The following is a 2,886-nucleotide window of genomic DNA, read 5'->3' on the forward strand; positions in this document are numbered from 1 at the left end:
GTTTTTTGTTTACCCCGCCGGGGGGGGGGGCCGGGCGGGCCCTCACGAAGGGTTCACGTAACCGGTACGGAAGGGCTCACGCAGCTGGTCACGAAGGGTTCACGTAACCGGTACGGAACAGGAATCCGGCGAACTCCACGCCTCCGGAAGCCTGTTGCTACGCTGACCCGCGCGTGCACGGCACCAGATCAAGATGGTCCAGCGGGGGAGCCATGAGGCAGAAGATCGTGCGGCTGACGCTGGTCGGCGGGGTGGTCTTTCTCGCCCTGCTCCTCCTGCTGGCCACCTGCGGCGGCGACCCCGAGGACGACGAGAAGCAGGGTGGCGCGGCCCCCGCCACGACGAAGCCGGTGCTGACGGGCGCGGGGCCGGTGACCCGGCTGACCGTGCCCCCGGAGTACGCCACGGACCGGGGCTGGGAGATCATCGGCTCCTCCCCCGATGTGGCCGTCTCCCATGCGACGGGCCTGCTGGCCTACCTGGAGCGGTCCGAGGAGAACCGCTACCGGCTGCGCACGGTCGACACCGCCACCGGGGAGCTGGGCTGGCGGGGCCGGGCCTGGACGCCACCGGACCCGCTGCACTATCCGAAGCTCGCCACGGTGGCCAAGGGCGACCGGCAGTTCTTCGTGACGTGGTCCTACGGGAAGGCCGGCGACGGGCTGTCACCGTCGAGCACGTTCCTCGCCCTCGATCTGTACGACGTGACGAACGGGAACCGGCAGCGCGTCGAGGTGCCGTGGTCCGGGGCCCCGGACGTGAGCACGACCGGGCCGGACATCGTGATCAGCGACGCGAAGGCGAACAGCACCCTGGTCGACCCGGTCACCGGTGAGGTGTCCGAGCTGAACGCGGACGAGCTGAAGTACCCCAGGGGCTGCCCGGCCTGCAGGCAGCTCACCGAGGTGCACGGTCAGACGGCGAAGGGTCTGCTGCTGGGAGGGGCCCGGGAGTTCTGGGTGCGCGGCGGCTGGTTCAGCCGGAATGTGGCGCCCAGGGGCACCGAGCGGGACAGCGGTGCGGTGACGTCGATGACCCCGGACCAGGTGCTGGCGAAGTGGGCACCGGCGAAGAAGAGCGAGCGGGCGGCGACCCACGAGCTGTGGGCGGTGCACGACGCGGCGACCGGGAAGGTGCTCGCCTCGGTGGAGTGCCACAAGCCCGCCATAAAGCCGGGCCGCTACCCGCAGGCGGTCCTCTCCCCCTCGGGCGACTACCTGATCGCCGGGAACCTGGCCTTCGACCTGGAGGCGAAGCGGGGCCACTGCTTCGAGGACGAGGGCGGCACCGCGCACCTGACGCTGGCCACGGTGACGGACGACGGCATCGCGTACGGGGCGGAGAACGCGCGCGACGCCTCGGAGGCGCTGGCCGGCGGCGGGCTGCCCGTCGCGATGGACTTCGCCACCTGGAGCACCGAGCGGCTGTCGCGCAACGCACGGCTGCCGGGGACGGAGACGACGGGGGTCGGGGTGTTCCGCTGGACCGACCGGCAGGACCGTACGCATCTGATCGGCTACCCGCGCACTGGCTGAACCCGCCGGGACCGGTGTGTCAGAGGCCGCCGGCCTCGCGCCCCGCGCGCTGCCAGGGGCGGCACAGCAGCAGGAAGCAGCCCACCGCCGCCACCGCGCAGACCACCTGGACGACGGCCATCGGGACGGCCGTGTCCTCGCCCGCGATGCCGACCAGCGGGGAGGCGATCGCGCCGATGAGGAACGAGGACGTGCCGAGCAGCGCGGAGGCGGAGCCCGCCGCGTGCTTGGTCCGCATCAGGGCCTGGGCGTTGGTGTTCGGCATCGCGAGGCCCATCGCCGACATCAGCACGAACAGCCCGGCCGCGACCGGCACGAGCCCGACCTCGCCGAAGACGCCGGTCGTCATGAGGAGCAGCGCGACGGCGGCCAGCACGATCACGGCGAGGCCGAAGCCGAGCACCTTGTCGAGGCGGAACCGGCCGACGAGGAGCTTGCCGTTGATCTGCCCGACGACGATCAGGCCGATGGAGTTGAGCCCGAAGAGCAGGCTGAAGGTCTGCGGCGAGGCCCCGTAGATCTCCTGCACGACGAACGGGGAGGCGGCGATGTACGCGAACAGGACGGCGAAGGCGAGGCCGCCGGCGACCATGTAGCCGGTGAAGACCCGGTCGGCGAGCAGCCCGCGCATGGTGCGCAGGGCGTCGGTGACCCCGCCGGTGTGGCGGGCGGCGGGCGGCAGCGTCTCGTGCAGCCACTTCCACACGACGAGGGTGAGCGCGATGCCGACGCCGGTCAGGACGACGAAGATGCCGCGCCAGTCGGTGACCCGCAGGACCTGCCCGCCGATCAGCGGCGCGATGATCGGGGCGACGCCGGAGATCAGCATCAGGGTGGAGAAGAACCGGGCCATCTCCACGCCGTCGTAGAGGTCGCGCACCACGGCCCGGGCGATGACGATGCCGGCCGCGCCCGCGAGCCCCTGGAGGAGCCGGAAGCCGATGAGGAGCTCGGCGGTGGGGGCCAGGGCGCAGATCGCGGTGGCGAGGACGTAGACGACCATGCCGAGGAGCAGCGGCTTGCGGCGGCCCCAGCGGTCGCTCATCGGTCCGACGACGAGCTGGCCGAGCGCCATGCCGGCCAGGCACGCGGTCAGGGTGAGCTGGATGGTGGCGGCGGGGGCGCTCAGGGAGTCGGTGACGGCGGGGAGCGCCGGGAGGTACATGTCCATGGACAGCGGCGGCAGGGCGGTGAGCCCGCCGAGGACCAGGGTGACCAGGAGTCCGGTGCGCCGGGCGGCCTTCGCCGCGGGGCCGGGGAGGCCCACCGGGTCGGGCAGCCCGGCGGGGGCGGTGCCGAGCGGGGTGGCGGGGTCGCCGGAGGGTCCGCCCGCGTCCCCGAGCGGGACCGT

General features: G+C 72.7%; 2 protein-coding genes. One reads left to right on the forward strand and one right to left on the reverse strand.

Features of this window, described 5'->3' with window-relative positions:
- Positions 1-212 precede the first annotated feature (212 nt).
- The gene (locus tag JS521_RS34940; RefSeq protein WP_205086882.1) at positions 213-1,535 is read left to right on the forward strand and encodes a hypothetical protein; all 1,323 of its coding nucleotides are present in this window, start codon (positions 213-215) and stop codon (positions 1,533-1,535) included.
- Between the two features lie 19 nt (positions 1,536-1,554).
- On the opposite strand, the gene JS521_RS34945 is transcribed toward JS521_RS34940, so the two are convergent.
- On the reverse strand, positions 1,555-2,814 hold the full coding sequence (locus JS521_RS34945; RefSeq protein WP_504740030.1) for a multidrug effflux MFS transporter: 1,260 nt from the start codon (positions 2,812-2,814) through the stop codon (positions 1,555-1,557).
- Between the last annotated feature and the right edge of the window lie 72 nt (positions 2,815-2,886).

Source organism: Streptomyces durocortorensis, from assembly GCF_016901035.1.
GTDB classification, from domain to species: domain Bacteria; phylum Actinomycetota; class Actinomycetes; order Streptomycetales; family Streptomycetaceae; genus Streptomyces; species Streptomyces durocortorensis.